This is a genomic window from Bacillus sp. JK74 (genome assembly GCF_053663395.1).
Map to the genome: position 1 here is coordinate 794101 of NZ_JBSJQB010000002.1, position 24352 is coordinate 818452.

At 46.1% G+C, this 24352-nt stretch carries 36 protein-coding genes, 1 tRNA gene, 1 pseudogene and 1 riboswitch; of the genes and pseudogenes, 17 read left to right on the top strand and 21 right to left on the bottom strand.

Features of this window, described 5'->3' with window-relative positions:
• Positions 1–37: 37 nt before the first annotated feature.
• Together ACWJJ5_RS08395 and ACWJJ5_RS08400 are read right to left on the bottom strand one after the other, a co-directional pair.
• Positions 38–256, bottom strand: a complete 219-nt coding sequence (locus ACWJJ5_RS08395; protein WP_160182576.1) for a hypothetical protein — start codon at positions 254–256, stop codon at positions 38–40.
• Positions 257–320: 64 nt separating this feature from the next.
• Positions 321–527 (bottom strand): hypothetical protein, encoded by a 207-nt coding sequence (locus ACWJJ5_RS08400; protein WP_160182575.1) that lies wholly within the window; start codon positions 525–527, stop codon positions 321–323.
• 148 nt (positions 528–675) lie between these two features.
• Between ACWJJ5_RS08400 and ACWJJ5_RS08405 the strand changes: the two genes are divergently transcribed.
• From ACWJJ5_RS08405 to ACWJJ5_RS08420, 4 genes are all read left to right on the top strand, one after another.
• Positions 676–843 (top strand): phage holin, encoded by a 168-nt coding sequence (locus tag ACWJJ5_RS08405; RefSeq protein ID WP_160182574.1) that lies wholly within the window; start codon positions 676–678, stop codon positions 841–843.
• A 329-nt stretch (positions 844–1172) separates the two neighbouring features.
• The gene (locus ACWJJ5_RS08410; RefSeq protein WP_224759933.1) at positions 1173–1373 is read left to right on the top strand and encodes a hypothetical protein; all 201 of its coding nucleotides are present in this window, start codon (positions 1173–1175) and stop codon (positions 1371–1373) included.
• Positions 1374–1597: 224 nt separating this feature from the next.
• The gene (locus ACWJJ5_RS08415; RefSeq protein WP_160182573.1) at positions 1598–2185 is read left to right on the top strand and encodes a hypothetical protein; all 588 of its coding nucleotides are present in this window, start codon (positions 1598–1600) and stop codon (positions 2183–2185) included.
• Between the two features lie 40 nt (positions 2186–2225).
• Positions 2226–2492 (top strand): YgiT-type zinc finger protein, encoded by a 267-nt coding sequence (locus ACWJJ5_RS08420; RefSeq protein ID WP_160182572.1) that lies wholly within the window; start codon positions 2226–2228, stop codon positions 2490–2492.
• Between the two features lie 76 nt (positions 2493–2568).
• Here ACWJJ5_RS08420 and ACWJJ5_RS08425 read toward each other — a convergent pair.
• Positions 2569–2853 (bottom strand): annotated as a pseudogene (locus ACWJJ5_RS08425) (DinB/UmuC family translesion DNA polymerase); the annotation flags it as partial.
• Between ACWJJ5_RS08425 and ACWJJ5_RS08430 the strand changes: the two are divergent.
• A complete protein-coding gene (locus ACWJJ5_RS08430; RefSeq protein WP_238785794.1) occupies positions 2846–3091 on the top strand; it encodes a tyrosine-type recombinase/integrase in 246 nt (81 codons plus the stop codon). The pseudogene ACWJJ5_RS08425 and the gene ACWJJ5_RS08430 overlap by 8 nt on opposite strands.
• A gap of 61 nt (positions 3092–3152) precedes the next feature.
• Here ACWJJ5_RS08430 and ACWJJ5_RS08435 read toward each other — a convergent pair.
• The 3 genes from ACWJJ5_RS08435 to ACWJJ5_RS08445 form a co-directional block, all read right to left on the bottom strand.
• A tRNA-Val gene (locus ACWJJ5_RS08435) sits at positions 3153–3225 on the bottom strand.
• Between the two features lie 137 nt (positions 3226–3362).
• Positions 3363–4538 (bottom strand): cystathionine beta-lyase, encoded by a 1176-nt coding sequence (gene metC, locus ACWJJ5_RS08440; protein ID WP_454022343.1) that lies wholly within the window; start codon positions 4536–4538, stop codon positions 3363–3365.
• A complete protein-coding gene (locus tag ACWJJ5_RS08445; protein ID WP_052585709.1) occupies positions 4531–5652 on the bottom strand; it encodes a methionine biosynthesis PLP-dependent protein in 1122 nt (373 codons plus the stop codon). Before ACWJJ5_RS08445 ends, metC begins: the two co-directional genes overlap by 8 nt.
• 69 nt (positions 5653–5721) lie before the next feature.
• Positions 5722–5847: riboswitch (SAM riboswitch) on the bottom strand.
• 174 nt (positions 5848–6021) lie between these two features.
• On the opposite strand from ACWJJ5_RS08445, the gene ACWJJ5_RS08450 reads away from it, so the two are divergent.
• The 6 genes from ACWJJ5_RS08450 (at position 6022) to ACWJJ5_RS08475 (ending at position 9568) form a co-directional block, all read left to right on the top strand.
• Positions 6022–6744: an esterase family protein gene (locus ACWJJ5_RS08450; protein ID WP_003154967.1), complete on the top strand. Its 723-nt coding sequence runs from the start codon at positions 6022–6024 to the stop codon at positions 6742–6744.
• A 25-nt stretch (positions 6745–6769) separates the two neighbouring features.
• Positions 6770–7285 carry a YjcG family protein gene (locus ACWJJ5_RS08455; RefSeq protein ID WP_003154969.1) on the top strand — a complete coding sequence of 172 codons (516 nt, stop codon included), beginning with the start codon at positions 6770–6772 and terminating at the stop codon, positions 7283–7285.
• Between the two features lie 4 nt (positions 7286–7289).
• Positions 7290–7721: a GNAT family N-acetyltransferase gene (locus ACWJJ5_RS08460; protein WP_454022344.1), complete on the top strand. Its 432-nt coding sequence runs from the start codon at positions 7290–7292 to the stop codon at positions 7719–7721.
• Positions 7722–7881: 160 nt separating this feature from the next.
• Entirely contained in the window at positions 7882–8115 is a 234-nt protein-coding gene (locus tag ACWJJ5_RS08465) for an AbrB/MazE/SpoVT family DNA-binding domain-containing protein (protein ID WP_003154973.1), read from the top strand.
• Positions 8116–8853, top strand: a complete 738-nt coding sequence (locus ACWJJ5_RS08470; RefSeq protein ID WP_060675068.1) for an ABC transporter ATP-binding protein — start codon at positions 8116–8118, stop codon at positions 8851–8853. It abuts the gene before it with no gap.
• On the top strand, positions 8846–9568 hold the full coding sequence (locus ACWJJ5_RS08475) for an ABC transporter permease (RefSeq protein WP_077722070.1): 723 nt from the start codon (positions 8846–8848) through the stop codon (positions 9566–9568). The genes ACWJJ5_RS08470 and ACWJJ5_RS08475 overlap by 8 nt, the downstream gene beginning before the upstream one ends.
• A 41-nt stretch (positions 9569–9609) precedes the next feature.
• Here the strand turns inward: ACWJJ5_RS08475 and bla are convergent, their stop codons facing one another.
• Positions 9610–10359: a subclass B1 metallo-beta-lactamase gene (bla, locus tag ACWJJ5_RS08480; protein WP_454022345.1), complete on the bottom strand. Its 750-nt coding sequence runs from the start codon at positions 10357–10359 to the stop codon at positions 9610–9612.
• Positions 10360–10427: 68 nt separating this feature from the next.
• A complete protein-coding gene (locus ACWJJ5_RS08485; RefSeq protein WP_070081642.1) occupies positions 10428–10682 on the bottom strand; it encodes a hypothetical protein in 255 nt (84 codons plus the stop codon).
• 120 nt (positions 10683–10802) lie between these two features.
• Here ACWJJ5_RS08485 and ACWJJ5_RS08490 point away from each other — a divergent pair, with 120 nt between their 5' ends.
• Positions 10803–13088, top strand: coding sequence for an ATP-dependent helicase (locus ACWJJ5_RS08490; RefSeq protein ID WP_454022346.1), 2286 nt, complete (start codon positions 10803–10805; stop codon positions 13086–13088).
• Positions 13089–13156: 68 nt separating this feature from the next.
• Here ACWJJ5_RS08490 and ACWJJ5_RS08495 read toward each other — a convergent pair whose 3' ends face one another.
• The 4 genes from ACWJJ5_RS08495 to ACWJJ5_RS08510 all read right to left on the bottom strand — a co-directional run bounded on the left by ACWJJ5_RS08495 (position 13157) and on the right by ACWJJ5_RS08510 (position 14669).
• Positions 13157–13411: a stage VI sporulation protein F gene (locus tag ACWJJ5_RS08495; protein WP_003154986.1), complete on the bottom strand. Its 255-nt coding sequence runs from the start codon at positions 13409–13411 to the stop codon at positions 13157–13159.
• A 166-nt stretch (positions 13412–13577) separates the two neighbouring features.
• Positions 13578–13736, bottom strand: a complete 159-nt coding sequence (locus tag ACWJJ5_RS08500) for a YjcZ family sporulation protein (protein WP_070081640.1) — start codon at positions 13734–13736, stop codon at positions 13578–13580.
• A gap of 91 nt (positions 13737–13827) precedes the next feature.
• Positions 13828–14025: a hypothetical protein gene (locus ACWJJ5_RS08505; RefSeq protein ID WP_070081639.1), complete on the bottom strand. Its 198-nt coding sequence runs from the start codon at positions 14023–14025 to the stop codon at positions 13828–13830.
• 287 nt (positions 14026–14312) lie between these two features.
• Entirely contained in the window at positions 14313–14669 is a 357-nt protein-coding gene (locus ACWJJ5_RS08510; protein WP_015388440.1) for a DUF1360 domain-containing protein, read from the bottom strand.
• Positions 14670–14839: 170 nt separating this feature from the next.
• Here ACWJJ5_RS08510 and ACWJJ5_RS08515 point away from each other — a divergent pair, with 170 nt between their 5' ends.
• The 5 genes from ACWJJ5_RS08515 to cotZ all read left to right on the top strand — a co-directional run bounded on the left by ACWJJ5_RS08515 (position 14840) and on the right by cotZ (position 17395).
• Complete coding sequence (locus ACWJJ5_RS08515; RefSeq protein ID WP_003154992.1) at positions 14840–15226, top strand: spore coat protein; 387 nt, start codon at positions 14840–14842, stop codon at positions 15224–15226.
• A 37-nt stretch (positions 15227–15263) separates the two neighbouring features.
• Entirely contained in the window at positions 15264–15578 is a 315-nt protein-coding gene (locus ACWJJ5_RS08520; RefSeq protein ID WP_070081638.1) for a spore coat protein, read from the top strand.
• A 92-nt stretch (positions 15579–15670) separates the two neighbouring features.
• The gene (locus tag ACWJJ5_RS08525) at positions 15671–16171 is read left to right on the top strand and encodes a spore coat protein (protein ID WP_044802820.1); all 501 of its coding nucleotides are present in this window, start codon (positions 15671–15673) and stop codon (positions 16169–16171) included.
• A gap of 150 nt (positions 16172–16321) precedes the next feature.
• Positions 16322–16804 (top strand): spore coat protein CotY, encoded by a 483-nt coding sequence (gene cotY / locus ACWJJ5_RS08530; protein ID WP_061890540.1) that lies wholly within the window; start codon positions 16322–16324, stop codon positions 16802–16804.
• Positions 16805–16951: 147 nt separating this feature from the next.
• The gene (cotZ, locus tag ACWJJ5_RS08535) at positions 16952–17395 is read left to right on the top strand and encodes a spore coat protein CotZ (protein WP_061890539.1); all 444 of its coding nucleotides are present in this window, start codon (positions 16952–16954) and stop codon (positions 17393–17395) included.
• 58 nt (positions 17396–17453) lie between these two features.
• Here the strand turns inward: cotZ and ACWJJ5_RS08540 are convergent, their stop codons facing one another.
• The 9 genes from ACWJJ5_RS08540 to tenA form a co-directional block, all read right to left on the bottom strand.
• Positions 17454–18062 (bottom strand): CotO family spore coat protein, encoded by a 609-nt coding sequence (locus ACWJJ5_RS08540; protein ID WP_077722066.1) that lies wholly within the window; start codon positions 18060–18062, stop codon positions 17454–17456.
• A gap of 97 nt (positions 18063–18159) precedes the next feature.
• Positions 18160–18936 (bottom strand): enoyl-ACP reductase FabI, encoded by a 777-nt coding sequence (gene fabI, locus ACWJJ5_RS08545; RefSeq protein ID WP_003155001.1) that lies wholly within the window; start codon positions 18934–18936, stop codon positions 18160–18162.
• Positions 18937–19066: 130 nt separating this feature from the next.
• Positions 19067–19879, bottom strand: coding sequence for a bifunctional hydroxymethylpyrimidine kinase/phosphomethylpyrimidine kinase (thiD, locus tag ACWJJ5_RS08550; protein WP_454022347.1), 813 nt, complete (start codon positions 19877–19879; stop codon positions 19067–19069).
• 22 nt (positions 19880–19901) lie between these two features.
• Positions 19902–20912 (bottom strand): thiazole biosynthesis adenylyltransferase ThiF, encoded by a 1011-nt coding sequence (gene thiF / locus ACWJJ5_RS08555; protein ID WP_014304797.1) that lies wholly within the window; start codon positions 20910–20912, stop codon positions 19902–19904.
• The gene (gene thiG, locus ACWJJ5_RS08560; RefSeq protein ID WP_088005363.1) at positions 20909–21679 is read right to left on the bottom strand and encodes a thiazole synthase; all 771 of its coding nucleotides are present in this window, start codon (positions 21677–21679) and stop codon (positions 20909–20911) included. The genes thiF and thiG overlap by 4 nt, the downstream gene beginning before the upstream one ends.
• A complete protein-coding gene (thiS, locus tag ACWJJ5_RS08565) occupies positions 21676–21879 on the bottom strand; it encodes a sulfur carrier protein ThiS (RefSeq protein ID WP_003155008.1) in 204 nt (67 codons plus the stop codon). The genes thiG and thiS overlap by 4 nt, the downstream gene beginning before the upstream one ends.
• Positions 21876–22985, bottom strand: coding sequence for a glycine oxidase ThiO (gene thiO, locus ACWJJ5_RS08570; RefSeq protein WP_454022348.1), 1110 nt, complete (start codon positions 22983–22985; stop codon positions 21876–21878). Before thiO ends, thiS begins: the two co-directional genes overlap by 4 nt.
• On the bottom strand, positions 22969–23586 hold the full coding sequence (tenI, locus tag ACWJJ5_RS08575; RefSeq protein WP_077723147.1) for a thiazole tautomerase TenI: 618 nt from the start codon (positions 23584–23586) through the stop codon (positions 22969–22971). The genes thiO and tenI overlap by 17 nt, the downstream gene beginning before the upstream one ends.
• The gene (tenA, locus tag ACWJJ5_RS08580) at positions 23564–24271 is read right to left on the bottom strand and encodes a thiaminase II (protein WP_077723146.1); all 708 of its coding nucleotides are present in this window, start codon (positions 24269–24271) and stop codon (positions 23564–23566) included. Before tenA ends, tenI begins: the two co-directional genes overlap by 23 nt.
• Positions 24272–24352 lie beyond the last annotated feature (81 nt).

Genomic DNA, 24352 nt, shown 5'->3' on the forward strand with positions numbered 1-24352 from the left:
TTTGATCATGTTAGATTAAACTGCGTTTTATTTTATGTCAGAACACTTGTATATATCCATCGATGCACCTGAATACACCCCACACCAATAATAAATTTCCTATTACATTCCTAGATTCTTCTTCATTGACTCCGATTACATATAAAAAGTTTTGCTTTATTTCCAACATCTTATAGTGAGTAGCACTATTATCAAAATCACAGTGTCCAGCAGTCTTGTTAATTGACTTTACTTTGTCATCAACTTTAAAATTCATTGAGCTCTCTCCCCTCTTCGCTTTAGTATCGGCTAACAAGTCCCTGTGAAATTGTTGGTTTTATCTAATTTAAAGGTATTAAGTTGTGAAGATCAACGCCCCAACGAGTTTCCCCTTCAAAACTTTTACCATCACTTCTTGAGATTATAGGTCGGTCTCCAAAAAAATTAGCACAGGCAACCACATAATATTCAGCAGTGATATCTATTATAGGAAGACCGCCACTTAAGATGAGATACCCATTTAATCTATTAACTTTGTATTCATCCATTGGCGATTCTCTCCATTCTGTTTAAAATTTTTAACCTTTAGCTTTCCAAACTTGCCAACCATTCGACTCAGCAAAGGAAGATTTTACTTTCTCCCAATCCCATTCAATATCTGCATAATTCTTTGCAGGTTTCTGACCTATTTTATGATTGAGACACCAGAGCTTTGGATACGATATTTCTGTGTTTAGTGATGATCTCACTGAGAAATTTAATGCACTGTTGGCATTTCTAACTGCCATGGGAATTGTAGTGGATTCAACCACTACAGGTATCTCAGATAGTGATCAAGCAATGGAATACACAGAACCAAAATAGCTTGGGGAGTTTATCTCCCCTTTTTTTCATTTTTAATTAATGATTATTGATCATGCAAATAGGATCTGGATATATCGGGAGCCCAATGCTTGAGAAGTCAGAATCTAACCATGAAGTAATCCCTTCTCCACATGAGACATGGACGATTAAATATTCTTTCTATAAGTTCAGCTTTACAAATGATCAGGAATGCCACGTATCAATCAATGGTGGCGATCCTATCTATTTAAGAGCTGGACAAAGCTTTCAAATGGACGCTGATGATTCACCTATCACAAGCTTCAAGATTTCTGAGTCAGGAATAACATATAACTTTTTGGGGCGCATAAATGAGCTTCTTCAATCCAATGGTTAATGTCTCAATTGTCACTGGGAAGTCTGCTTATGATATTGCTGTGGACAATGGTTTTTCAGGAACTGTAGAGGAGTGGTTAGCTTCACTAAAAGGTAAAAAAGGTAATACTGGTGCAAACGGAGCTAAAGGTGCTACCGCTCTACTGGTAAAGATGGAAAATCAGCATATGAATTAGCTGTTCAACAAGGTTTTCGGGAACATTAGATGAGTGGCTTGCCCACTAAAAGCAACGCCTAATTGATCACGTACCCTTCTCCCACGAGGAGGGTATTTTATATTGTCATACGTTTGCCATCTATTTGTGCGAATTCAAAATGACTACAAAACTTGTTTTTATTGTAATTTAATAAGGAATAATGTAGAATTATAGGCAATTAATGTCCTGTAGGGGGGAGTTTCTTGCCAACTGAAAAAACAGATGAGTTTGATTTTGCATACATTGAAGACGTGTTCGTGCCCCAAATAGTTCAAACTAAAGATGGGGTTAGCTATGTTATTGAAACAGAAGACATAATCAATCTTACTGAAGAACAATTCAAGCAAGTGGAGAGTGAAGTGTTAAAAAGAACATCTTCCTCTGTTGAAGAAAAAGGCGTGGATATTAAAACATTAACTCATGAACAAATAGAGGCTATCTTAGGCGAGATTTTGAATATAGTAGGAGAGTCTGAAAACCCTTTTGCTGAAGGTTTAATAGATCTTAGTGCTCATGTAGAATTTGATCACATGAACAACCCAAGGTTATTAAAACATAGAGGTTGGTACCATGAGGACAATGATGAAATTAGAAAAGAAATAGAAAGTGCTGTGAAAGAAGCATTTGATGTAGAGAAAGCTAAATTAAAATTTAATCCAAAAACTAAAAAGACCAAGCCAACGTTTACTTTTACAATTCTAGGGTATAAACGAAATAAGGATAAAGGTAAATTATCGGTTGTTGTAATCAAGGATTCTGAGGACTCTGTTCTTGTAGTAACCATTTTATGATGGTATCATTGTGTAAAGACCCGAATGGGGAGGGGAAAATATGGCGACACTGACTGTATCAGCAAGTAAAGTTGGTGGTAGTATTAGACCTGCTGAAAAATTATGTGAATGTGGTGAAAGAGCACCTCTTGGTTACTTTAATAAAGTTGGGCGTTTTGGTGAGACCTTCGTGACGGTGAAGAATGTGCCAGTCTATAAGTGCTCAGAATGTGATGAAGAAATCGTCAGAGGAGCAGATTCATTAAAGTTTTTTGAAAAAACTAAAGAAGCAGTAAAAAAAGGATTAACTGAGATTGAATTTGAATAAATTTTCCCTACATAATTGCGTAATTTTTGAGCGCTACTCCCTATAGGAGTAGCTTTTTCATTTAATAACTACCTTTTTATGACTTATATCCTCCTGTCAAACCTGCTCTGTATAACGCCGTACCCCCAGGTGTATATGAAACAGCTCGTAAGATCGTTTTAGATCCGTATTTATTTTTTATCCTGTCCATAACAAATCCAAGCTTTCTTCTCTTCTCATTATCCTTTTCAAACAGACTTAATTGTTGATTCACATCGTCTTCAATATTGGATAAAGTCACTGAAACACTTCGTACCTTTTTGCCTATATAGAATTTCTTAAAAAGCATCAAGCAATATCGATAAATATCCATTTTGATATTTTTAAAGCAGCTTGATTTACCTGATATCCCACTCCACAACCTTAGACACTCTCACGCATCCCTACTGTTAACAAAGTTTCATCCTAAAGTCGTTCAAGAAAGGTTAGGGCATAAGGATATCCAAGTTACACTTAACACCTACTCGCATTTAATGCCAAACATGCAAAAGGACGCTTCCACATTTATCAGTGGCATCTTACAAGGCAAACAAAAAAAGAGGAATCACATTAAATTGTGACTCCTCTTTTTTGTGACTCCAGTGTGACACGAGTAAGTGTCCAACACGTTGAAACCCTTGATGATTCCGACTGGGCTCGAACCAGCGACCTCTACCCTGTCAAGGTAGCGCTCTCCCAGCTGAGCTACGGAATCATGATATGTATGTGTTGCTGGGTATGTTGTTGTCTCTCTGACATTTATAATTATATATCCTGATTTCTCATTCGTCAACACTTTTTTTATCTAAAATAAAAAAGGGCGCGTCGCAAAATTGACGACGCCCTTTTCGTTTATGATCTCACTTGGGCGGGGGTTATTTTTTTCAATGCCTGTTCGAAGTCCCGTTCTAAATCTTCGGCGTTTTCGACTCCTACGCTCAGGCGCAGAAGGCCGTCTGTGATGCCGCGTTTCTCCCTCTCTGCTTTCGGCATGGCGGCATGCGACATGGCTGCAGGGTATGAGAGAATGGACTCGACAGCGCCGAGGCTGACGGCAAATACCGGAAGCGATACGTTTTCGACCAGCTTTTTGACGGCTTCTTTGCTTTCCAATTCAAAGGACAGGACGGCGCCCGCTCCGCTCGCTTGACGTTTATGGGTATCGGCTCCCGGGTGTCCGGCAAGGCCGGGATAGTAAACGTTTTTGATGGCGGGATGCCCGTCAAAATAGGCAGCCAGCCGCTCAGCCGTCCGGCTCGCTTTTTCCAGTCTGACCTGCAATGTTTTTAAGCCTCTCAATACGAGCCAGCAATCCTGAACGCCGAGCACCGCTCCAAACGAGTTTTGCAGCTTATACAGCTGATTGCCGAGCTCTTCATCTTTTACGGCAGCAAGGCCTGACAGCACGTCACTGTGGCCGCTTAAAAATTTCGTCGCACTGTGAAGCACGATATCTACACCGAGATCAAGCGGACGCTGCAGAGCAGGCGTCATGAATGTATTGTCAAGGTATGTCAGACAGCCGTGATCCTTTGCCAGTTTGACGACGCCCTTAATATCCGTGATGCCGAGCGTCGGGTTTGACGGTGTTTCCATATAAATGGCTTTCGTGTTCGGACGGATGGTGCGGGCGACCGCTTCTGTGTCCGTCATATCGACAAAGGTATGTTCGATTCCGAAACGGGACAGAACCTCAGTCACCATGCGGAATGTTCCGCCGTACACATCCTCCGTGACGAGAACATGGTCGCCTTGGGATAAGAGCAGAAATGCCGTCGAAATCGCCGCCATACCGGAGCTGAAAGCAAAACCTCTCGTTCCGCCTTCAAGACCTGCGATCGTTTCTTCAAGCGCTGTTCTTGTCGGTGTGCCGGAGCGGCTGTAATCATATGTCCCGAATTCTTCAAATGAAGACTGATGGAATGTGGAAGCATGCTGGATCGGCACGCTGACGGCTCCGGTGGCTCCGTCTGTTTTAAATGGATTGTGCACGAGCTGGGTTTCCAGCGTCCAATTGTGATTACTCATATGACACGGCCCCCTCTTTTACTTGCTGTAATGCCTGCTTTACATCCCGCTTCAAATCTTCTGCATGTTCAATGCCCACTGAAAAACGCAGCAGGCGGTTGCAGACGCCGTTTGCGATACGGATATCTTCCGGAATGTCCATGTGCGTCTGTGTCGCGGGGTATGTAATAAAGCTTTCCACCCCGCCGAGACTTTCTGCGAAACAGATCGTTTTCAGCGCCTTTAAAAACGGATTGACCCATTCCTCTTTTTGCAGCCGGAAAGACAGCATCCCGCCTTTTCCGGGATATAACACGTCGGCGATTTCCTCTTCCTGTTCTAAAAATTCTGCAAGTTCACGGGCGTTTTCTTCATGACGGCGCATTCTGAGTCCGAGTGTTTTCATCCCTCTCATTAAAAGCCACGAATCAAACGGCGGGAGAACGGCGCCGATCGCATTTTGGTGATTAAACATGATGTCGCCGAGCTCTTCATCCTTAACGACAGCCAGACCGGCAAGGAGGTCATTGTGCCCCGCTAAATATTTTGTGGCGCTGTGAATGACGATGTCCGCTCCCAGTTCAAGCGGGCGCTGGAGCACCGGGGTATAAAACGTATTATCCACAATTAAAAGCAGGCCGGCTTCTTTCGTAATCCGGGCGATTTTTTCAATGTCCGCCTCCTGCATTAACGGGTTTGTCGGCGTTTCAACAAATACCGCTTTCGTGTTTTCCGTTATTTTGGAGCGTAAACAGTCTTCATCGCTGAAATCATCATAAATAAAGCTTAAGCCGTATTTTCTCCATTCGTTTTCAAACAAACGGTACGTGCCTCCGTATAAATCGGAGGATACAATCAATTCATCCCCGCTTTTAAATAAAGCCATAATGGTTTGAATGGCTGCCATTCCCGAGCTGAAAGCAAATCCTCTCGCACCGTTTTCCAACACGGCGATGGCGTCTTCGACGAGCTGGCGTGTCGGGTTTTTCGTGCGCACGTAATCAAAACCTGTAGATTCTCCTATTCCTCTATGGCGGTAAGCGGTGGACAGATAAATCGGCGGACTGACCGTTCCCGTTGCTTCTTCGCTTCTATTTCCAATTTGGGCTAATTTTGTTTCAACATGCTGCGTCATCAGTAAGCACCATCCTTTTTCAAAAATAAAAAAGCCCCCTCTTCATAAGAAGAAGGAGCTTTTCTCTTCCTCTTATCTTCCAAGCATGTGAATCGCTTGCTGGATTTAGCACCTTGGCACTTTGCCTTCCCGCGGCAAAGCAAACCGGTTGCTGAGGTTTCAAAGGGCCAGTCCCTCCACCTCTCGTGATAAGAATATTGTTTTGTATTTTCTGATTGTTCTATATTAACGCACTATAAAATGGATTTCAACAACTTTTTATTTATCTGAACTCTCGCAAGAAGTGCATCTGAAGAAAGAAATTTCTAATAATTCATGGTACAATAGGAAAAAACCATCAAGACAAGAAGCGGCCTGGAGGAATGCGAAGTGGCATCAAAAAACGGAATCATTCATGAGAAAACACTTTTCTCCCATGAGCTTGAAGAGGAAATGACCGTTTTGGTCTACCTGCCCGCCACCTTCTCCCCCCTGTATAAATATCATACGGTCATCGCTCAGGACGGCCATGATTATTTCAGATTAGGGAGAATCGGGCGTCAGGCGGAAGAGCTTATGTCAAAAGGGGAAATTGACCGCTGCATCATTATCGGCGTCCCTTATAAAAATGTGCGGGAGCGAAGAAACACATACCATCCAGAAGGCTCTAAGTTCGCCTCATATAAGCGGTTTATCGCCAATGAGCTCGTTCCTTTTATCGACAAAGAATACCCGACTTATCAAGTCGGATACGGCCGCACCATGATCGGGGATTCCCTCGGCGGAACCGTTTCGCTCATGACGGCGATTGACTATCCGAATATGTTTGGAAACGTCATCATGCAGTCTCCGTATGTTGACGGGCACGTGCTGGATGCCGTCCGGCAGTCGGAGGATCTCAAACAGATTTCCGTTTATCATCAAATCGGAGAAAAAGAAACCGGCGTCCACACGACGGACGGTCAGGTTCTTGATTTCACCGCGCCGAACGAAGAGCTCAAACAGCTGCTGGAAAGCAAACAGTCCGAATACACGTATGAAACCTTCGACGGGGATCATAAATGGACCTATTGGCAGCCGCTCATCACGCCGGCGCTGAAAAAAATGCTGTAACCATTCATTTAAGGAGGGAACTTTCATGAAATACGGTATTGTTTTATTTCCATCAAAAAAATTACAGGATCTCGCCAATTCGTACCGGAAACGCTACGACCCGAGCTACGCGCTCATTCCGCCGCATCTGACGGTAAGAGATCCGTTTGAAGCGACAGAACAGGAAATCGAGCAGGTCGTATCACAGCTGAGACAGACGGCGAAAGAGTCGCATCCGCTCGTTCTGAAAATTACAAAATACAGCTCGTTTTCTCCTGTGAATAATGTGATATATATGAAAGCAGAGCCGACGGAGGAATTAAAATCTCTGAGTGAGAAATGCTACTCAGGAGCATTATCCGGCGAGCCGGAATACAGCTTCGTTCCGCATGTCACGGTCGGCCAGAAGCTGTCGTCAGATGAACATTCCGACGTACTCGGACAGCTGAAAATGCAGGACATTTCCCACGAAGAAGTCATCGACCGTTTTCACCTGCTCTATCAGCTGGATAACGGCTCATGGACTGTGTACGAAACATTTTTATTAGGCGGAGGAGAATAACTGCTTGGAATCCATCATCGCAAAAACTGAAAAACAGCTGAACGACGCTTTTTTCGTCAGAAAAGAGGTCTTTGTGAAAGAACAGCATGTTCCGGAAGAAGAGGAAATTGATCAATTCGAAGACACGTCAGAGCATATAGTCATATATGACGGCGGCCAGCCGGTCGGAGCCGGCAGATGGCGCTTGAAAGACGGGCATGGAAAATTAGAGCGCATCTGCGTAATGAAAAGCCATCGTTCTTTAGGCGTCGGGGCCATCATGATGCAGGCGCTTGAAAAAGCGGCTGCAGCCAAGGGCGCCGGCAGCTTTATCTTACATGCGCAGACGCAGGCGGTTCCGTTTTACGAAAAACAAGGATACCGCGTCACATCCGGCGAAGAATTTCTCGATGCGGGCATCCCCCATCTGGAAATGATAAAGGAATACAAACAATAAAATCAAAAGCACTCCTGTTGATATGGCAGGAGTGCTTTTTTTATGAAAATCATACTATTTCATGAAATTTATTGCATTTTATGGAAGGTTAATGTATGTTTAGTATACTAAGTATTACAATTCATACAAAAAATACAATTCATATTTCGGAGGGATAAACATGACGGCACCAAAAGGAAAACACATATTCGGGACTGTTAAAGTGGGCACAAAAGGACAGATTGTCATTCCTAAAGAAGCAAGGGATGTTTTCGATATAAATCCGGGGGATTCACTGCTTATGCTTGGGGATGACCAGCAAGGTATCGCACTTGTTAAACAAGAACTCTTTTTCGAGTTTGCAAAAGATATTTTAAACGCTAAGCAAATCGACGCAGATAGCGAGGATGAGTAAATGCACGCGATTGAGCTGAAGCAATTAACGAAACATTATAAAGAAACCGCCGCCGTTGACCGTCTTGAGTTCTCAGTTGAGAAAGGGGAATTTTTCGCTTTACTCGGTGAGAACGGAGCCGGAAAAACGACATTAATCAGTATGCTTTGCGGACTCCTCTCTCCGGATGAGGGTGATGCATCAGTGCTTGGACACAGTATTTTGACTGATTTGGATAAAATAAAACCGAAATTGAACATGTCCCCGCAGGAAACAGCCATCGCTCCTCATCTAACCGTACGGGAAAACTTAGAGTTTATAGCCGGAGTCTACGGAATTCCGAAAAAAGAAGCAAAAAAAAGAACAGATGAGATGCTCGAATTGTTTCAATTAAAAGAGAAAGAAAGAGCAAAAACCAAAACCTTATCAGGAGGAATGCAGCGCCGCCTCAGCATCGCAATGGGCATGATTACAAAACCGGATATTTATTTCTTAGATGAGCCGACATTAGGGCTGGACGTCCGTTCACGCCGCGAGTTGTGGAAAAATCTTGAGACATTAAAGGGAGACATGACGATTATTTTAACAACACACTATTTAGAAGAGGCTGAAGCCCTGGCAGACCGTATTTGCATTTTAGAAAATGGGACTCTAAAAGCACTGGGCACGGCGGAGGATCTGAAAAAACAAACTCATTCAGCCACATTTGAAGATGCCTTTTTAGCGATTTGTGACGGAGAGGCGGGTCTTTATGCTTGATTTCGCCATTCGCAACCGCAAAGAGATTTTTCGTGACCCCCTGTCTATTATCCTTGGAATCGCACTGCCTGTTATTCTATTGTTTCTGTTTACGGCGATTGAAAAAAATGCGCCACTTGATACCTTTAAAATTCAGCACTTAGCACCCGGACTCATTGTTTTCGGTTTCGCTTTCCTTACGATGTTCTCTGCATTGCTGATCGCAAAAGACAAACAGACCGCCCTTTTGACCCGTTTGTTTGCTTCCCCTTTAAAAACAGCCGATTATGTTATCGGTTACGCAATGCCGATGCTGCCGTTAGCCATTTTACAAATCATCATTTGTTTTATCGCAGCTGCTGCTGCCGGTTTATCCGCCGAGTGGATGAATCTTCTCGCAGGTATCGCTGTCTTGCTGCCGATTGCGATGATGTCCGTTTTCTTCGGTTTATGTTTAGGGGCTGTGTTTACGGACAAACAAATTTCAGGTATCGGAACGATTTATATTACACTCGTGCAATTTCTGGGCGGAGCTTGGATGGAGGTGAGCCTGCTCGGTGACACATTCAAACATATCGCTTATGCCTTACCGTTTGTTCACTCGATCGAGCTGGCCCAGGAAGTCATATCCGGAGATTATTCTTCCTTTCATCAGCATATTTGGCCGATAGCGGGATATACCGTTTTGGCGCTTGCACTTGCTTTCCTCAGTTTTATGAAAATCAGGAAGAGATAAAAAAAGCCGGCACTCCGTAATGGGAGCGCCGGTCTTCTTTTTTACGTTTCTTTCAGAAGGCTTATCGTATGCGGCAGCAGACGGTCATCCCCCGGACTGCAATGGCCCGGAACGACAATGCTGATGTCCTGATATCTTTTCATGACTTTGCGGACGGCGCGCGGCCACTGATCCGGATAAAGGCCCGGAGTTGGCACGATTTCCTTTGTTTCTAAAGCCTTGATTAAGCAACCGCCGAATAAGAGCTTATCCTCAGGCAGCCAGACGGTAATATTGTCTTCCGTATGCCCTTTTCCCGGATAAAACGTTTCAATTTTCATATCGCCAAACTGCAGCTTTGTCACGTTTTTCAAATCTCCGAGCGGCCGGTGATATCCCTGCTGCCGGGCGAAGTCGACGGTCAGCTTCGTGCTGTGCACCTTTACACCGTATTTGTACAGTGTGTTCAGCCCGCCGATGCGATCGTCATGGGCGTGTGTCACAATGGCATCGGTCATCCTTTTGCCGGGAAACCGCTGTTTTATTTGTGTCATTAATTGCTCTGTGAGACTGTCATTCCACGGAGTATCAATCAGTACGATTCCTTTGGAAGTTTCAAGAAGCAATCCGTTCGCAGGGACGGGACTTCCGTCTGCCGTACCGATGCTTGTATGCATCCAGACATGCGGCGCCAGCTGTGTAAGAGTGACATCTTTTGCTGCGGAGCTCTCCGCCGCGTGTGCCGGTATCATTCCGGAAGTAAAGAGGCTGAATAGAAATAACCCCGCAATTAATAATGAAAGCTTTCTCAAATTGAATCATTCCTTTCCGCATCTTTCATCTATACGGCTCAAAAAAACCCGGAGATTTCCGGGCTTTTTCACACGTATTGATTTATCAACCGGCCTTTTCCCATGATTTGCGGCAGACGGGAAAGAGAGCGCTTACGTTTTTCTTCATGCACTTTCTTTGCTGCGGCTGCGGTGTTTTCCTGGCGGCGCTCCACCTCTCTGTACACCCTGTCATTGGCGAGGGCGGCCGCTTTCGTAATACCGGCGTAATCAGGCTTATAACCCGCTGCCCGGTTTGCGTATTGAGAATACTGCTGGTTTTGAATCCGTCCTGCATAAATCATATGTACCCCTCCCCTTCGCTTTTTATTTCCCTTAATCTTACTTTTTGAAACGCGGTTCTTTTGTTATGATATTCTTTGTCTATCAAATGGATGAACACCTTTTAATGGGAGGACCCCTTTTTGAAATGCGCCCGACTGAATAACCGAACGATACATTTACATACATATTCTAGAGAACATTACCAATTCCTTTTTGAAGAAGCTCAGAAAGGAAATATTTTTTGCGCACATTGTGACCAGCCCGTCTTGATGCGGCTTTCGATTTTAGAGCAGCCGGCATTTTATCACCGGCAAAAGGGAGACTTCACCGCCTGTGAAAAAGCATGTGCGGCCGAGGAACCGCAAGCGGAGAAAGAAAAAGAAGAGTATAAGGAGGCAGGCATGTTCCGCCTGCCGAAAGGAAAAGCGATTTCAGAGAATCCGAAACCGATCGTCTCAGAATGGAAAAGCCCGAAAAAAGTGCCTGCGGCCGAACCGTTTTCACCAACATCCGAGGCGGCTGATACATCTTTGTTCCCCGGCATCGGCCTGAACCGCGAACAGATGAAGGCAGTCACTGAAACGGACGGGCCCCTGCTGGTGCTCGCCGGAGCGGGAAGCGGAAAAACAAGGGTGCTGACAGCCCGCGCCGCCCATATGATTGAACACCTCGGCATTTCACCTGAGAATATGCTGCTTGTGACCTTTACGACAAAAGCCGTCGCCGAAATGAAAGAGCGGATGGCGAATGAGTACGGGCTGGCAGCCGGAAAAGTCTCCCGTCTCGTGACCGGAACATTCCACAGTTTTTTCTATAAAATACTCTATCATTATGATTCTTCAAAATGGAACGGCAGCCAGCTTTTAAAAATGGAGTGGCAAAAAGAGCAATATGTGAAAAAGGCGCTTTATGAAGAAAATTTGGATGAAAAAGAGTTTCCCGTCGACCAGGCGCTACAGCTTATCGGCTGCTGGAAAAACACATATCTCCCCCATGAGACCATTCCGCTTGCGGACGACTGGGAGAAAAAAGTGTACCGGCTCTACGAACGTTACGAACAGCAGAAGCAGGAAAAACGGCAATTTGATTTTGATGACATGGCCCAAGGCTGTTATGAACTGTTTCAAAGCCGGCCTGATATTCTCGCGCAGTACCAAAACAGATTTTCTCATATTTTGATTGATGAGTTTCAAGATATTAATCCTGTCCAGTACAACATTATGCAAATGATCGCAAGCCCGGAGAATAACCTGTGCTGCGTGGGTGATGACGACCAATCCATTTATGCGTTCCGCGGCAGCAGCCCATCTTTCATTTTAGATTTTCAAAAGGATTATCCGGCAGCAAAGACCATTTACTTAACGGCAAATTACCGCTCGCCGCATCCGATCGTCTCAAGCGCTCATGCCGTCGTAAAGAAAAATAAAAAACGGTATGAAAAAATACTTTCTGCCGTCAAAGACGGCGTTCACAATCCCGTGATATTTTATCCTTACGATGAAGAAGAAGAGGCGACCATGATCGTTTCGGATATGAAAGAGAAAATTCAAAACGGGGCGAGTCCTGACGATTTTGCCGTGCTTTACCGGACAAACAGCGCCGGACGGGCCATTTATGAAAGACTTCACCAATCATCGATTCCTTATCATGCCGACCGTGGCGTGCAGACGTTCTACAGCCGCAGAATCGTACGCCAGATCCTCGCCTACTTATATGCGAGTCAGAATGAAGATGATACGGATGCGGTGAAAGACCTGCTGCCCGCCTTATTTTTAAAGCAATCCGCCCTGCAAACGTTAAAGGCGCTGTCAATCACGGAAGATTGCACGATGATTAAGGCACTGACGAAACTGCCTGACCTGAAGCCTTTTCAAATAGGGAAGATCAAGCAGATCGTTCCGTTTTTCGCAAGCATCCGGACAATGAAGCCGGTTGAAGCCATCACCTTTGCAGAAAGCAAAATGGGTTTTTCCGAGTATTTAAAAAAACGGGGCAATGAGGGAAACAAACTGGAAAAAGGCTCTGATGATCTCAGGGATGTCAAAGTGGCCGCCAAAAAATTCAAAACCATTCCCGATTTTCTTGCGCATGTCGATCATATGCGCGCCGCTGAGAATCAGAAAACCGATGAAAACGGCGTCGAACTGCTGACCATTCACCGCTCTAAAGGTCTTGAATTCAATACGGTCTATATTTTAGGCGCGGCTGACGGCTCGATCCCCCATGACTTCGCGCTTGAGACGGCGAGACAGGGCGATCCCGCTCCGCTCGAAGAAGAAAGACGGCTCCTGTATGTCGCAATGACAAGGGCCATGCAGCATTTATATGTATCTTGTCCCGCGTACAGGCGGGGAAAAACAGCGCGCAGCTCAAGATTTCTCGAGCCCCTTCTCCGGACGGACAGACGGAGCGCACTCAGGATATAAAGAACCCGGCAGATCACTGCCGGGTTTTTCTCACATAAAAAGGCCTTTTTAGCAAGGCCGGCTGACGCCTATTTATTGTTCAACATTTTAGAAATGGTGCCAAAATCAAGTTTCTCTTTACCGCTTGTAATCGATTGAACGATTTTGTCTTCCAATTCTTTCGGAACACGCTTGTTAGCCAGCTGGGACACCTTCTGAATGACGCCTCTCACCGTGTTTTCATCTTTGAAATTGGCATTTTGCAATGATCCTGCAAGGTTCATGACATCCTTCATGCTGACGCCTGTTTTCTTCTCAATATTTTTGAAAAATTGATTATCCATGGTGTGCCTCCTTTTGTGGAGTAATACGATATTGTATGAATAAAGAGAGGAACATGTGCCCGTAAGACAAGGAAAAAATTCAGAGTGCCCCGTCTCTATACTCCTTCATACATCAGGGAAGCACGGGACTGAACGGTCCCGCGCTTATCCAAAGTCTTGCTAAGGTTTAGCCAAAAAAGGATGCACCGACAATGATCAGAAGGATGAACAATACGACAACAAGAACAAATGTTGAGCCGTAGCCGCCTCCGACATAGCCGCCTCCGTATCCGCCGCAGCCGCCGTAACCGTAGCCGCCGCCGAATCCGCCATATCCGAATCCCATATCTAAGCACCTCCTTTACTCTCTATACTCTATGTGAGCCGACTTGTTTGGCTTGGATAAATGCATAGGGCCGGTGCGGATTTCATTCATTTTAGTGAGAATGCTCATTTTTCTTCAATTTCGCTTCTGTTTCGGCGGCAAACACATCTATCCATTCCTCAAAGCGCGACCCCGCTTCATCAAACTCAGACAGCTGTTTTTCAATAGATAAGATATAGTTGTCATGCTCCCGCTGATTTTGATTGTGCCGGCGGTATTTACCGTTTATGAATGATTCAAATATATTCATAACATCCCCTCCTCCTATGATCTATGCCGGACAGAGGCAGGCGTTCGGCATAAAACAAAAAAAACCGGAAGCTCCGGTTTTTTAGAAAACGGCTATTTCGGTTTTTTCTTTTGGCCGCAGCCGCAGCCTTTTTTCTTAATTTTTTTTTCGTAAGGCTGATGCACAGTTGATTTGTATGGAGAGTGTTGGGAAGGTTTGCTTGATTGATTCATGGTGATCCTTCCTTTCCTTATGTCATATATGCCAGTTTATGCCGAAAGTGACGGTAAGTTGCTGGTGGAACCGCCTTATTCCTGCAGAAGACGAGAAACCGCAGCTTCAATGATCCCGGCCGCGCCGGCTATGGCTAACAGCAAAATCAGCCATTGCGCGGCCTCGGGGATCACAATCTGCGCCGCAATTAAAAAGGCGGCGCACCATACGCCCGTACACCAATAGCAGCTGAGAAGTTCACCGATAAATGCCCTGATGCCTTTTCCTTTTATGACAATGTAGGTTTCTGTCGTGCCGTCGGGTGCGGTTTCTGTTTTTTCCTCGTGAAAAAGACTCCGAAGCGGCGCCATAATGGTGTCAAATACGAAAAGCCTGGCCAGCCGGAAAACGGCAAACGATAACAGAATAAATGAAAGCCAATTGATAACCACCTGTTCACTCCTTTTCAAAACTTGACCTCTTTATACATATGCGAAAACCCTGATCTTCATGAATCGCACCTTGTCCGGTAAAAAAATAGGTGCGGTTTAGTTGTTTTTCTTATTCCGCTCGGCGTTTCATTTGCATTATATAGAGTATGAATGAGAAAGGAGTGAAGGTTATGTCGTTTGAAGAAAAAGTCGAAACACTGCAACCGCAAATATACGAACAATTATCCAACGAATTCGAGCAGACGATCGAAGTGATTGATTGCGAAAATGTCACAATAGATACAACACATATAACGGCCGCTCTTTCTATACAAGCCTCAGTTACTACGGCGATTATCCTCGCGACACAGCTCGCGATCGCAGATGAAGACACAGCCGACCAAATCGCAACCGAACTGCTGATCCTGGATGATTGCCAAATAAAAAAGAGGACCGTCATTCAAGTCCTGAACAGCCGCAATATTAAAATCACACTGACAGCAGACGATATCATGGCCTTTGTACAAATTTTGTTTCAATTATTAAATATACTTTTTGCTGAACTAGACATCCTTTAACCTTTCTTTTCAAATATTTAAATAGAGGTGAGAACAAATGGCAGATAACGAAAAATTAAAAAAAGAACTCGAAAATCTACCAGAAGTGGATCCGCTTTTAAAGGTGCTTGTCAGCAATGTCTTCAAAAAACACGGCGTGACAAAGGATAAAATGCGGGATATCCCTGATGAAGAAAAAGAAATGCTGATCGCATTAGTCAAAGACATGCAGGCAAAAACAGAAGCTTTTCTTGAAAGCCAGAAACAGAAAAAAGAGCAGGAAAAAGCGCAAGAACAGCAGACAAATCCGCAAACCCGCAGAGAACAATTAATCGAACAGCTCCGGCAAAGACGCCAAAATCCCGGTCAATAACTAAAAAATAGTGATTTTTATCAGGATAGATGCCTGAGTCAAAATAAGAGGCCGGCTCATTTAATAATAGTAAAAGAAAAGGAGGAATAGATATGGAAAGCAGACCATACTCTTGGGTTGCACTTGATCCTGAATGCGAACATCCGCGAGAAGAAAAAGAAGAAAAAGAAGGAAGAAGATGTAATGTTTGCTGTAACGGACATGGATTTGGCGAAGATAATGCCTTCCTTGACCAAGACCTGGCTCAGGCGAATCTCAACAAACAAGTTTCTGAAGAAGCGATTATTATCAGAGACTCTTGTGATATTAACGTGACGTCAACAGACGTTCAAGCAGTCGCTTCAGTCATGACAGCGATTAATGCAGCAGTCGTAACGGCCACTCTCACTTCAATTGCTGACGGAGTCATCGCCGAATTGGTCGCACAAGACTTATTGCAGCTAACAGCTAACAAACAAATCAACCGTCAAAAACTGCTCATCGAAAACTCCCGCGGCGTAAACGTGACAACAGTAGATGCCGATATCGCAGTGTTGATCTCAACAGCCACAAATTTACTGATTGCTGTCTTAGTCATCACCCTCGTCCTCTAAAAAGAAAAAGCAGAGCTAAAAATGCTCTGCTTTTTCTTATTTTCTCCGCATATGATGAATATATAGACGTTCACCCACACCAAGTGAGGCTCGCGTACATATGTTGTTAAAGACAAAAGTCAAATACCCTAAAAGAAGGAGCTGAAATCCATGAGCTGCGGAAAACACCATGGCCGAGATGAAAGTTGTGTATGCGATGCAGTCGAGAAGATTTTAGCAGAACAAGAGGCTGTTGAAGAACAATGCCCGACTGGATGCTATACGAATCTTTTGAGCCCGACGATTGCAGGTAAAGACACCATTCCGTTTCTCGTATTTGATAAAAAAGGCGGATTGTTCTCCACATTCGGGAACGTCGGAGGATTTGCGGATGACAGCCAGTGCTTTGAGTCCATTTTCTTTCGTGTAGAAAGACTATGCGATTGCTGCGCGACGCTGTCAGTATTGCGCCCCGTAGATGTGCACGGCGACACCCTCAGCGTCTGCCATCCTTGTGATCCTGATTTCTTCGGTTTAGAAAAAACAGAATTTTGCATTGAAGTTGATCTGAGCTGCTTCAGCGCCATTCAGTGCCTTTCACCGGAGCTTGTTAACCGGCCTGAGCCGCACAAAGAGAAAAAGCATCACGGATAGTCATTGATTCGCATCTTTTCTAAAGAGAATCCCCTTCCAATCTTCTATTACAGATGCAATCATCAGCCCGCCCGGACTTCCGGGCGGCTGACTCTCCGATATCGTTTAATCCGGTCCCATTTAAAACGTTAAGGCAGGAGGGATATTATGAACCAGAAAACAACATACTGTGTGCGTGAAGCGGTAGAAAATATTGAAGACCTGCAAAATGCGGTCGAAGAAGATTGCCCGACAGGCTGTTATTCTAACCTTTTATCTCCGGCTTATACATTAGGCAATACAGTGCCGTTCGCCATCTTCACCTCAAAATCGAAACCGTTCACCGCATTCGGAAACGTCGGCGAGCTGGATAACGGTCCGTGTTTTAATACCGTTTTTTTCAGAGTTGAAAGGGTCTGTGACGGCTGTGCCACATTAAGCCTGCTTATTGCTTTTGATGAGCATAAACACATTCTTGATTTTACAGATAAAGACTCTCTCTGCGATGTATTCCGTTTAGAAAAAACGAACTATTGCGTTGAAGTCGATCTTAATAGCTTCTGCGCCATCAATTGCCTGAACCCGAGACTGATCAACCGCACACATTCTTAAATCAAAAAGCATAAAAATAAGCTGCCGGATTAAAGAATTCAGGCAGCTTTTTGTATGGTTAAAATCCAAGCGGATGCAGCGAGGTGATATCGTCTATTGCGAGTTCTGCCGGCGCTCCGTTGCTTGTCGTCCGCAGGAAGATCGCATTATTTTTTCTGCCGACGATTACGCCTCTGTAGGTTTTCCCGTTGGCTTCTATCAGACAAAGGGTCCGCGGCATATTATGCGGCAGCTTCGTTAAGAAATCAATTTTTTCAAGAATGGACATTCTGCTCATCGGCTTTTTCACGCGCTTTGGCGGAACCTTTTCCTCCGGGGCGGCATTGTGAACCGCTTCAGGCTCTTTTTCAGCGGCATCAGGCTCTTTTTTAGCGGCGTCAGGCTTGGCAGTGTCCTGCTCCGCTTGCACCGGAACTTCTTGAACGGCTTCTTCTGACCGGCTGTGCTGTTCAGGTACTTGCTTTTCTGGTTCGACAGCCACTGCTCCTTCAGGCTGAGTTTTACATTCTTCCTCCCGCTTTCCATGCATCGGCTCTTCTTCCGGCGGCTGCGGCGCTTTCCTTTTTTTGATTAATATGTCCTGCATTGATGATTGCGTGTCTGAATAATCCGCCTGAACAATATACATGAGCGGTTTTTTTTCCGCGTTTCTGTTTTGTTTTGACATCTTCATCCCTCCGATTCTGTCATGTTTTATTTATATGACGGAATGATTAAAATCAGAAGAAAGAAAAAAGCAATCCCTGAAAGGGATTGCTTGTCATTTAACGTGCGGTAATATGGAATCCTGAATCCACGTGAAGATTTTCGCCCGTGATGCCTCTTGACAGGTCACTGAACAAGAATGCAGCCGTGTCGCCCACTTCTTCAGGTGTTGTCGTGCGGCGCAGCGGCGCGCGCTCTTCAATTTCTTTCAGGATAGAGTTGAAATCACTGATTCCTTTTGCAGACAGCGTACGGATCGGCCCTGCTGAAATGCTGTTGACGCGGATGTTTTCTTTTCCTAAGTCAGCGGCTAAATATCTCACGCTCGCATCAAGAGACGCTTTTGCCACACCCATTACGTTATAGTTTGAAACGACGCGCTCTCCGCCGAGGTAAGTGAGTGTAACGATGCTTCCGCCTTCAGTCATAATCGGACGCGCCGCTTTTGCGACCGCTGTCAGAGAGTAAGAACTGATGTTATGCGCAAGCAGGAATCCTTCGCGGTTCGTATTTAAATATTCGCCGACAAGCTCTTCTTTGTTTGCAAACGCGATGCAGTGCGCGATGCCGTGAATCACGCCGACCTGCTCTTTAATGCTTGCAAAGCAAGTTTCGATCTCAGCGTCATTTGTCACATCACACGGAAGGATGATGGAATCATTTCTTTCTAATGTAGCCGCAAGGTCATGAACTGATTTTTCCAAGCGCTCTCCCGCGTAAGTGAAAATGAGGCGCGCTCCGGCTTCATGCAGCGAACGGGCGATTCCCCATGCGATACTGCGTTTATTGGCAACGCCCATCACAACGATGTTGCGGCCTTCAAGTGAGAAATTCATATGTATAAAGCCTCCTGTAATCGTCTTAAAGACATAGTTTTAGTACCTGATCTTAATTTTTATCATATCATAACCTTGTCCAGATTGAAAGCATGGGAAAAAGACCGCGGATGTTGACGCGGCCTCTTTTTTATCTCGTCTGCAGACTGTTCCTTTTAAAGGCAAAATGATTGGTCGGGCCGTGTCCCGCTCCGATGCCGAGCGTATGTTCCACGGCTTCCCGCACAAAATTGACGGCTGTCTCAAACGCGGTCTGAATGTTTTTCCCCTTTGCCGTTTCCGCCGTCAGCGCGGCTGCGAACGTGCAGCCTGTTCCGTGGGTGTGTTTCGTGTCAATATAAGCGTGGCTGATTTGGGTAAAAGACGAACCGTCAAATAATAAATCAACGATTCTCCCCTGTTCAGGCTGATGTCCGCCTTTTATGATGACATGCTTTGCCCCAAGCTTGCAAAGGCGTTCTGCCGCTTTTTTCCGGTCCTCAAACGTGCGGATTTCCATCCCCGTCAATACCTCAGCTTCCGGAACATTCGGCGTCACCGCATAGCTGCGCGGAATTAACATCTCTTTTAACGCGGCCTGAGATTCCTCACGCAGCAGGGAAGCGCCTCCTTTGGCAATCATGACGGGATCGGTGATGAGATGATCAAGCCCGTACTGATCCGTTTTTTCCGCAATTTCCGCAATCATTTCCGCGCTCCACAGCATTCCCGTTTTTACAGCGTCAGGCCGCAAATCTTCCGCCACCGCGTCAATCTGGCTGCCCAGCGCCTCCCGGGTGAGCGGATAAATGCCGTGAACGCCCAACGTGTTCTGGGCGGTTACCGCTGTAATGGCTGACATTCCGAAAACGCCGAGCTCCTGAAAGGTTTTGAGATCCGCCTGTATACCGGCGCCGCCTCCTGAATCTGATCCGGCAATCGTCAATGCTTTGCATATGCTCATGATGTTTTTCGCTCCTTTCGCATTATCCGATCCATTTATGATAAAAGGATTTCGCTCTGCTGATATCACTTGTGCCGTGTATTAATGCTCTGCCGTCACGAAACAGTACCATCTTGAAATTGTCTGTGCAAAACGAAATTAAATACGGGTTGGCTGAAACATCAAGCCCTGCCCGTCTGAGCTGTCCCGCAAGGTTTTGCAGATCAAACTGTTCGGAAATCCCCGTTCTGATCTGCACCGTGTTCCGTCCGCACAGAACCGCCGCCTTTGTCTGATTTTCATAGGATAAAAACGGAAAATCGTTTGTGCCGCAGCTTGGGCAATCAGCCGACTTAAGACGGGCGACGTTTATTTCTGACCGTTCATTTTTCCATAAATCAAAGGAACGGAGAACATGCTCGATAGATCCGCCCGTTAACAGCTTCAGCGCATCTGCTGCCTGAAAAACGGCCGTCTGCAATACAGCCGGGCTGATAATTCCCGCCGTATCGCATGTCATACCGCCTAAAGGCAATGTCTCAAGCAGACAGTGAAGGCACGGCGTGACACCGGGAATGACGGTAAAAGAGAGCCCGTAGCTGCCGACACAGGCGCCGTACAGAAAGGGAATTCCTTTCTGCACAGCCGCATCATTCACAATCAGTCTCGTTTCAAAGTTGTCGGCGGCATCCACGATGAGGGAGGCATCACGAATCAATCCGGGTGCATTTTCCGCAGTGACATCCATGACAAATCCCTCGACCTCTACATCACTATTTATAGATCGAAGCCGTTTTTCAGCCGCCGCGGCTTTCGGCATTTCCTGTCTGACATCGTCTTCGGTATAAAGCTGCTGGCGCTGGAGATTACTCCACTCCACATAATCTCTGTCAGCGATGGTTACCTTCCCGACCCCTGCTCTGACAAGCATCTCCGCACTTGCCGTCCCAAGCGCACCCGCGCCGATAATCACGGCATGAGATGACCGGAGCTTCTCTTGGCCGGAAGGACCGATCGGCTGAAACAGCTCCTGTCTGGAATATCTGTCCGTCATACCGGAAGACCGTCTCGCGGACTGCTTGCAGTTCCGTAATCTTTCACCGGAATTCTCCCGGCTTCATAAGAAAGACGGCCCGCTTCTACGGCAAGCTTCATCGCCCGGGCCATTTTGACCGGATCATCAGCGCCTGATACAGCGGTATTTAACAGCACGCCGTCAGCCCCGAGCTCCATCGCGTAGGCGGCGTCTTTTGAAGATCCGACGCCGGCATCGACAATGACCGGCACCTTCGCCTGTTCAATGATAAAAGAAAGATTCAGCGGATTTAAAATTCCCTGACCGGAACCGATCGGCGAAGCGCCCGGCATAATGGCATGCACTCCGAGCTCCTCAAGACGTCTTGCGAGCACGACATCGTCTGACGTATACGGAAGCACGATAAATCCCTCTTCGAGCAGCTGTTCTGATGCTTTCAGCGTTTCAACCGGATCAGGCAAAAGTGACCGGCTGCATCCGATGACTTCTACTTTTATCATGTCACAAAGCCCTGAAGCTTTGGCAAGCCTTGCGATTCGGACCGCCTCTTCAGCCGTTGCGGCGCCGGCCGTATTCGGCAGAAGCGTGTATTTAGACAAGTCAAGCTGTTCGAGAAAGTTAGGCTGAGACTCTTCAAAGATGTTCATCCGCCGCACCGCAAAGGTTAAAATATCTGATTCCGAGACGGCCACCGCCTCTTTCTGAATCTCAAAACTCGGATATTTTCCCGTTCCTAACAGCAATCTTGACCGAAACTGTTTTCCGCCTATTGTTAACATCCTCATCCGCCTCCTACAAAATGGACAATTTCTATGACATCGCGGTCACACAAACTTGTATTTTCATAATTCTTTTTTTCAATGATTTCTTTATTTCTCTCCACAACTACGATTCTTTGATCAAGCTGGTACGATTCAAGCAAATCCTGAACCGTCCCCTCTTTTCGATTCCAATCAATTTGTTTTCCGTTCAGCTGAAGGATCATATATGAACAGCCTCCTTGCGATCGATTCGAAACGCTTCTTCCCATTCCCGTTTGACTTGTTGCCCCAAGATCATATCCCGCACCATTACAGCCGTTGCCGGCGCCAACAGGATGCCGTTCCGAAAATGGCCGGCGGCGAAGATGATGCCGCTGTCTTCAGGATGCCGCCCGATAAACGGCTTGCCGTCTTTTGTTCCCGGCCTGAGCCCCGCCCAAAACCGGTCTATTTTCATATGTTCGATGGCGGGAAGCATGGTTTTCGCTTTTGCAATGACGGCCTCAATTCCTCCGATGTCAGGCGTATCGCTCCAGTCACCCTGTTTCATCGTGGCGCCGATGACAAGCCGGCCGCTTTTTCTCGGGACGACATAACAATGATCATGGTAAAGGGTTTTGGTCAGCGGGGTATCGTCATTCCACACGGAAAGGCATTCTCCTTTCACAGGAAAAAAAGGCTGTCCCAAGCCGAGCTGGCTGAAAAACCGGCCGCTCCATACACCGCTTGCAACTGCGACTTTGTCAGCATAAACATCCCCGCCGGACGTTGTGATGCAGTATTCTCCGTTCACCCGTTTTACGGAAGTAACTTGTGTATGCTCATATATGTCAGCGCCATAGCGCCGCGCCCCTTTTGCATACGCTTTGCAAACATAGTACGGTTCGACATGGACATCGTCTTTTATAAAACTGGCGCCGAGAATGTCTTTTGAAGCGTAAGGCTCTTTTTCAAGGGCATCTTCCGCTGAAAGCCAAGTGACGGAAGGCAGATCATCCATCTTCCGTAAACGGGCGATATCTTCTTCGGTATACGCCAGTTTAAGCATTCCGCCGTTATGGCGCCTGATGTCAATGCCGCAAGCTTCCTCAAGCTCTTGCCCAGCCGCTTCATACAGCCTTTGACTGTGCATGGCAAAATCAAAAAACGCATCCCGTTTTTCACATTCCGCATGAGCGCCCAGCATTCCCGCGGCAGCGCTTGTCGTTTTTCGGCCGACTTCTCCGCCTTCAAACAAGACAACGTTCTGCTGCGTCTTCGCCAGCTCATAAGAAATGGCGCACCCGATAATTCCGCCGCCGATCACCGCCGTATCATAGTGCTTCTTCATAATCGGCCTCCCTTACCGCGCGTGCATACCGTTTTGCCGCCTCCTCGGGATTTTCAGCTGAGAAAATGCCTGACATGACGGCAATTCCGTCCGGCTTCGCCTGCTTTGTGTGTCCGATCGTCTGCAGTGTCATTCCGCCGATTGCGATAACGGGGATGGAAAGCGTGCGTTTGATCTCTGAAAGCAGGCTGATGCCTCTTGCTTCAAGTCCTTGTTTACATTCGGTTGCAAATATATGGCCGAACACCACATAATCCGCATCTTCCTTTTCAGCTTGGATGGCTTCTTCCAGCGAATGAACCGAACGTCCGATATGAAGATGGGGAAATCTGCTTCGCACCTGCTTTACGGAAAAGCTGCGGGACGGAAGCTGAACACGGTGTATGTTGGCAAAAAGCGCGATATCCGCCCTGTCATTGATGATCAATTTGTCCTTATCCGCACCGCCCTTTTTCAAAAGGGACAAAAGCTGCATGATCTCTCCCGCTGTTTTATCCCGCTCACGGATATGGATAAAGCTCACTTCGCGCTGAATCGATAGAATATCCTCGGCCAGCTCGGCAACGGGTTTGCGATTATCAGTTACCGCGTGCAGCTCCAAAGGATTCCACCTCTTTTCCGTCCTTCTCGGACCAGCCTTCTTTTTGATAAGCCATTCCCCAAAATTGATATTCATAATAGCTTGAAATCACAAAATTCTCTTTCATTTTCGCGCGGATTTCCTCTGTGCTGTTTTCAGCAATCTCGTCAAAACGGCTGATCTGTTCTTCGACCTGCTGTCTGAACCAGTCTCCGCCGTATGTACCGATCCATTTTTCATAAATCGGATGCTCCGGTTCGCACTCTTTTAAGTGTTCGCCGACTTCATAATAAAGCCAATAACAGGGCAGAAGCGCAGCTAATATTTCTCCAAAATTGCCGCTCATCACCGACCTGTACATATGAGACGTATAAGAATAAGCGGTCGGTGCCGGTTTAAATGCCGCACGCTCTTCTTCCGTAATTCCTAAAAGCTCCGTAAACTCGCGGTGCAGCGCCATTTCCGCTTCATATGTCCCTTGAGCGTGGCCCGCCATCCTGCCCGTCGTAAACAAGTCTTCGGCATATGCGGCGCCGAACGCCTGAACTTTTGCAAAATGCGTCAAATAGTAGGAATCTTGCAGCACGTAATAGCTGAAACGGTCTATCGGCAGGCTTCCGTCACCGATTCCCGTTACAAACGGATGAACAAAACTTCCGTCCCACCATTCGGCAGCCGCCTGTCTGCATTCTTCAGAAAATGTCATCATGTCTTCCCCCCTGATAAAATAAAAAAACCACTTTCCCGCATCGGAAAAGTGGTTTGGAATTTAAATGGATAAAAGGAA

Excerpts from the sequence above, each read along its gene's own strand:
- fabI (WP_003155001.1), bottom strand. The coding sequence starts at position 18,936 with ATGAATTTCTCACTTGAAGGCCGCAACATCGTTGTGATGGGCGTTGCC.
- ACWJJ5_RS08445 (WP_052585709.1), bottom strand. The coding sequence starts at position 5,652 with ATGACGCAGCATGTTGAAACAAAATTAGCCCAAATTGGAAATAGAAGC.
- thiF (WP_014304797.1), bottom strand. The coding sequence starts at position 20,912 with ATGACGGACAGATATTCCAGACAGGAGCTGTTTCAGCCGATCGGTCCT.
- metC (WP_454022343.1), bottom strand. The coding sequence starts at position 4,538 with ATGAGTAATCACAATTGGACGCTGGAAACCCAGCTCGTGCACAATCCA.
- thiD (WP_454022347.1), bottom strand. The coding sequence starts at position 19,879 with ATGAGCATATGCAAAGCATTGACGATTGCCGGATCAGATTCAGGAGGC.
- ACWJJ5_RS08475 (WP_077722070.1), top strand. The coding sequence starts at position 8,846 with ATGCTTGATTTCGCCATTCGCAACCGCAAAGAGATTTTTCGTGACCCC.
- ACWJJ5_RS08455 (WP_003154969.1), top strand. The coding sequence starts at position 6,770 with ATGAAATACGGTATTGTTTTATTTCCATCAAAAAAATTACAGGATCTC.
- cotY (WP_061890540.1), top strand. The coding sequence starts at position 16,322 with ATGAGCTGCGGAAAACACCATGGCCGAGATGAAAGTTGTGTATGCGAT.
- ACWJJ5_RS08420 (WP_160182572.1), top strand. The coding sequence starts at position 2,226 with ATGGCGACACTGACTGTATCAGCAAGTAAAGTTGGTGGTAGTATTAGA.
- ACWJJ5_RS08515 (WP_003154992.1), top strand. The coding sequence starts at position 14,840 with ATGTCGTTTGAAGAAAAAGTCGAAACACTGCAACCGCAAATATACGAA.
- thiO (WP_454022348.1), bottom strand. The coding sequence starts at position 22,985 with ATGAAGAAGCACTATGATACGGCGGTGATCGGCGGCGGAATTATCGGG.
- ACWJJ5_RS08540 (WP_077722066.1), bottom strand. The coding sequence starts at position 18,062 with ATGTCAAAACAAAACAGAAACGCGGAAAAAAAACCGCTCATGTATATT.
- ACWJJ5_RS08525 (WP_044802820.1), top strand. The coding sequence starts at position 15,671 with ATGGAAAGCAGACCATACTCTTGGGTTGCACTTGATCCTGAATGCGAA.
- ACWJJ5_RS08400 (WP_160182575.1), bottom strand. The coding sequence starts at position 527 with ATGGATGAATACAAAGTTAATAGATTAAATGGGTATCTCATCTTAAGT.
- tenA (WP_077723146.1), bottom strand. The coding sequence starts at position 24,271 with ATGACATTTTCTGAAGAATGCAGACAGGCGGCTGCCGAATGGTGGGAC.
- ACWJJ5_RS08485 (WP_070081642.1), bottom strand. The coding sequence starts at position 10,682 with ATGATTTATGCAGGACGGATTCAAAACCAGCAGTATTCTCAATACGCA.
- ACWJJ5_RS08495 (WP_003154986.1), bottom strand. The coding sequence starts at position 13,411 with ATGGATAATCAATTTTTCAAAAATATTGAGAAGAAAACAGGCGTCAGC.
- thiG (WP_088005363.1), bottom strand. The coding sequence starts at position 21,679 with ATGAGGATGTTAACAATAGGCGGAAAACAGTTTCGGTCAAGATTGCTG.
- ACWJJ5_RS08410 (WP_224759933.1), top strand. The coding sequence starts at position 1,173 with ATGAGCTTCTTCAATCCAATGGTTAATGTCTCAATTGTCACTGGGAAG.
- thiS (WP_003155008.1), bottom strand. The coding sequence starts at position 21,879 with ATGATCCTTCAGCTGAACGGAAAACAAATTGATTGGAATCGAAAAGAG.
- ACWJJ5_RS08505 (WP_070081639.1), bottom strand. The coding sequence starts at position 14,025 with ATGAATATATTTGAATCATTCATAAACGGTAAATACCGCCGGCACAAT.
- ACWJJ5_RS08470 (WP_060675068.1), top strand. The coding sequence starts at position 8,116 with ATGCACGCGATTGAGCTGAAGCAATTAACGAAACATTATAAAGAAACC.
- ACWJJ5_RS08520 (WP_070081638.1), top strand. The coding sequence starts at position 15,264 with ATGGCAGATAACGAAAAATTAAAAAAAGAACTCGAAAATCTACCAGAA.
- ACWJJ5_RS08395 (WP_160182576.1), bottom strand. The coding sequence starts at position 256 with ATGAATTTTAAAGTTGATGACAAAGTAAAGTCAATTAACAAGACTGCT.
- cotZ (WP_061890539.1), top strand. The coding sequence starts at position 16,952 with ATGAACCAGAAAACAACATACTGTGTGCGTGAAGCGGTAGAAAATATT.
- ACWJJ5_RS08500 (WP_070081640.1), bottom strand. The coding sequence starts at position 13,736 with ATGGGATTCGGATATGGCGGATTCGGCGGCGGCTACGGTTACGGCGGC.
- ACWJJ5_RS08465 (WP_003154973.1), top strand. The coding sequence starts at position 7,882 with ATGACGGCACCAAAAGGAAAACACATATTCGGGACTGTTAAAGTGGGC.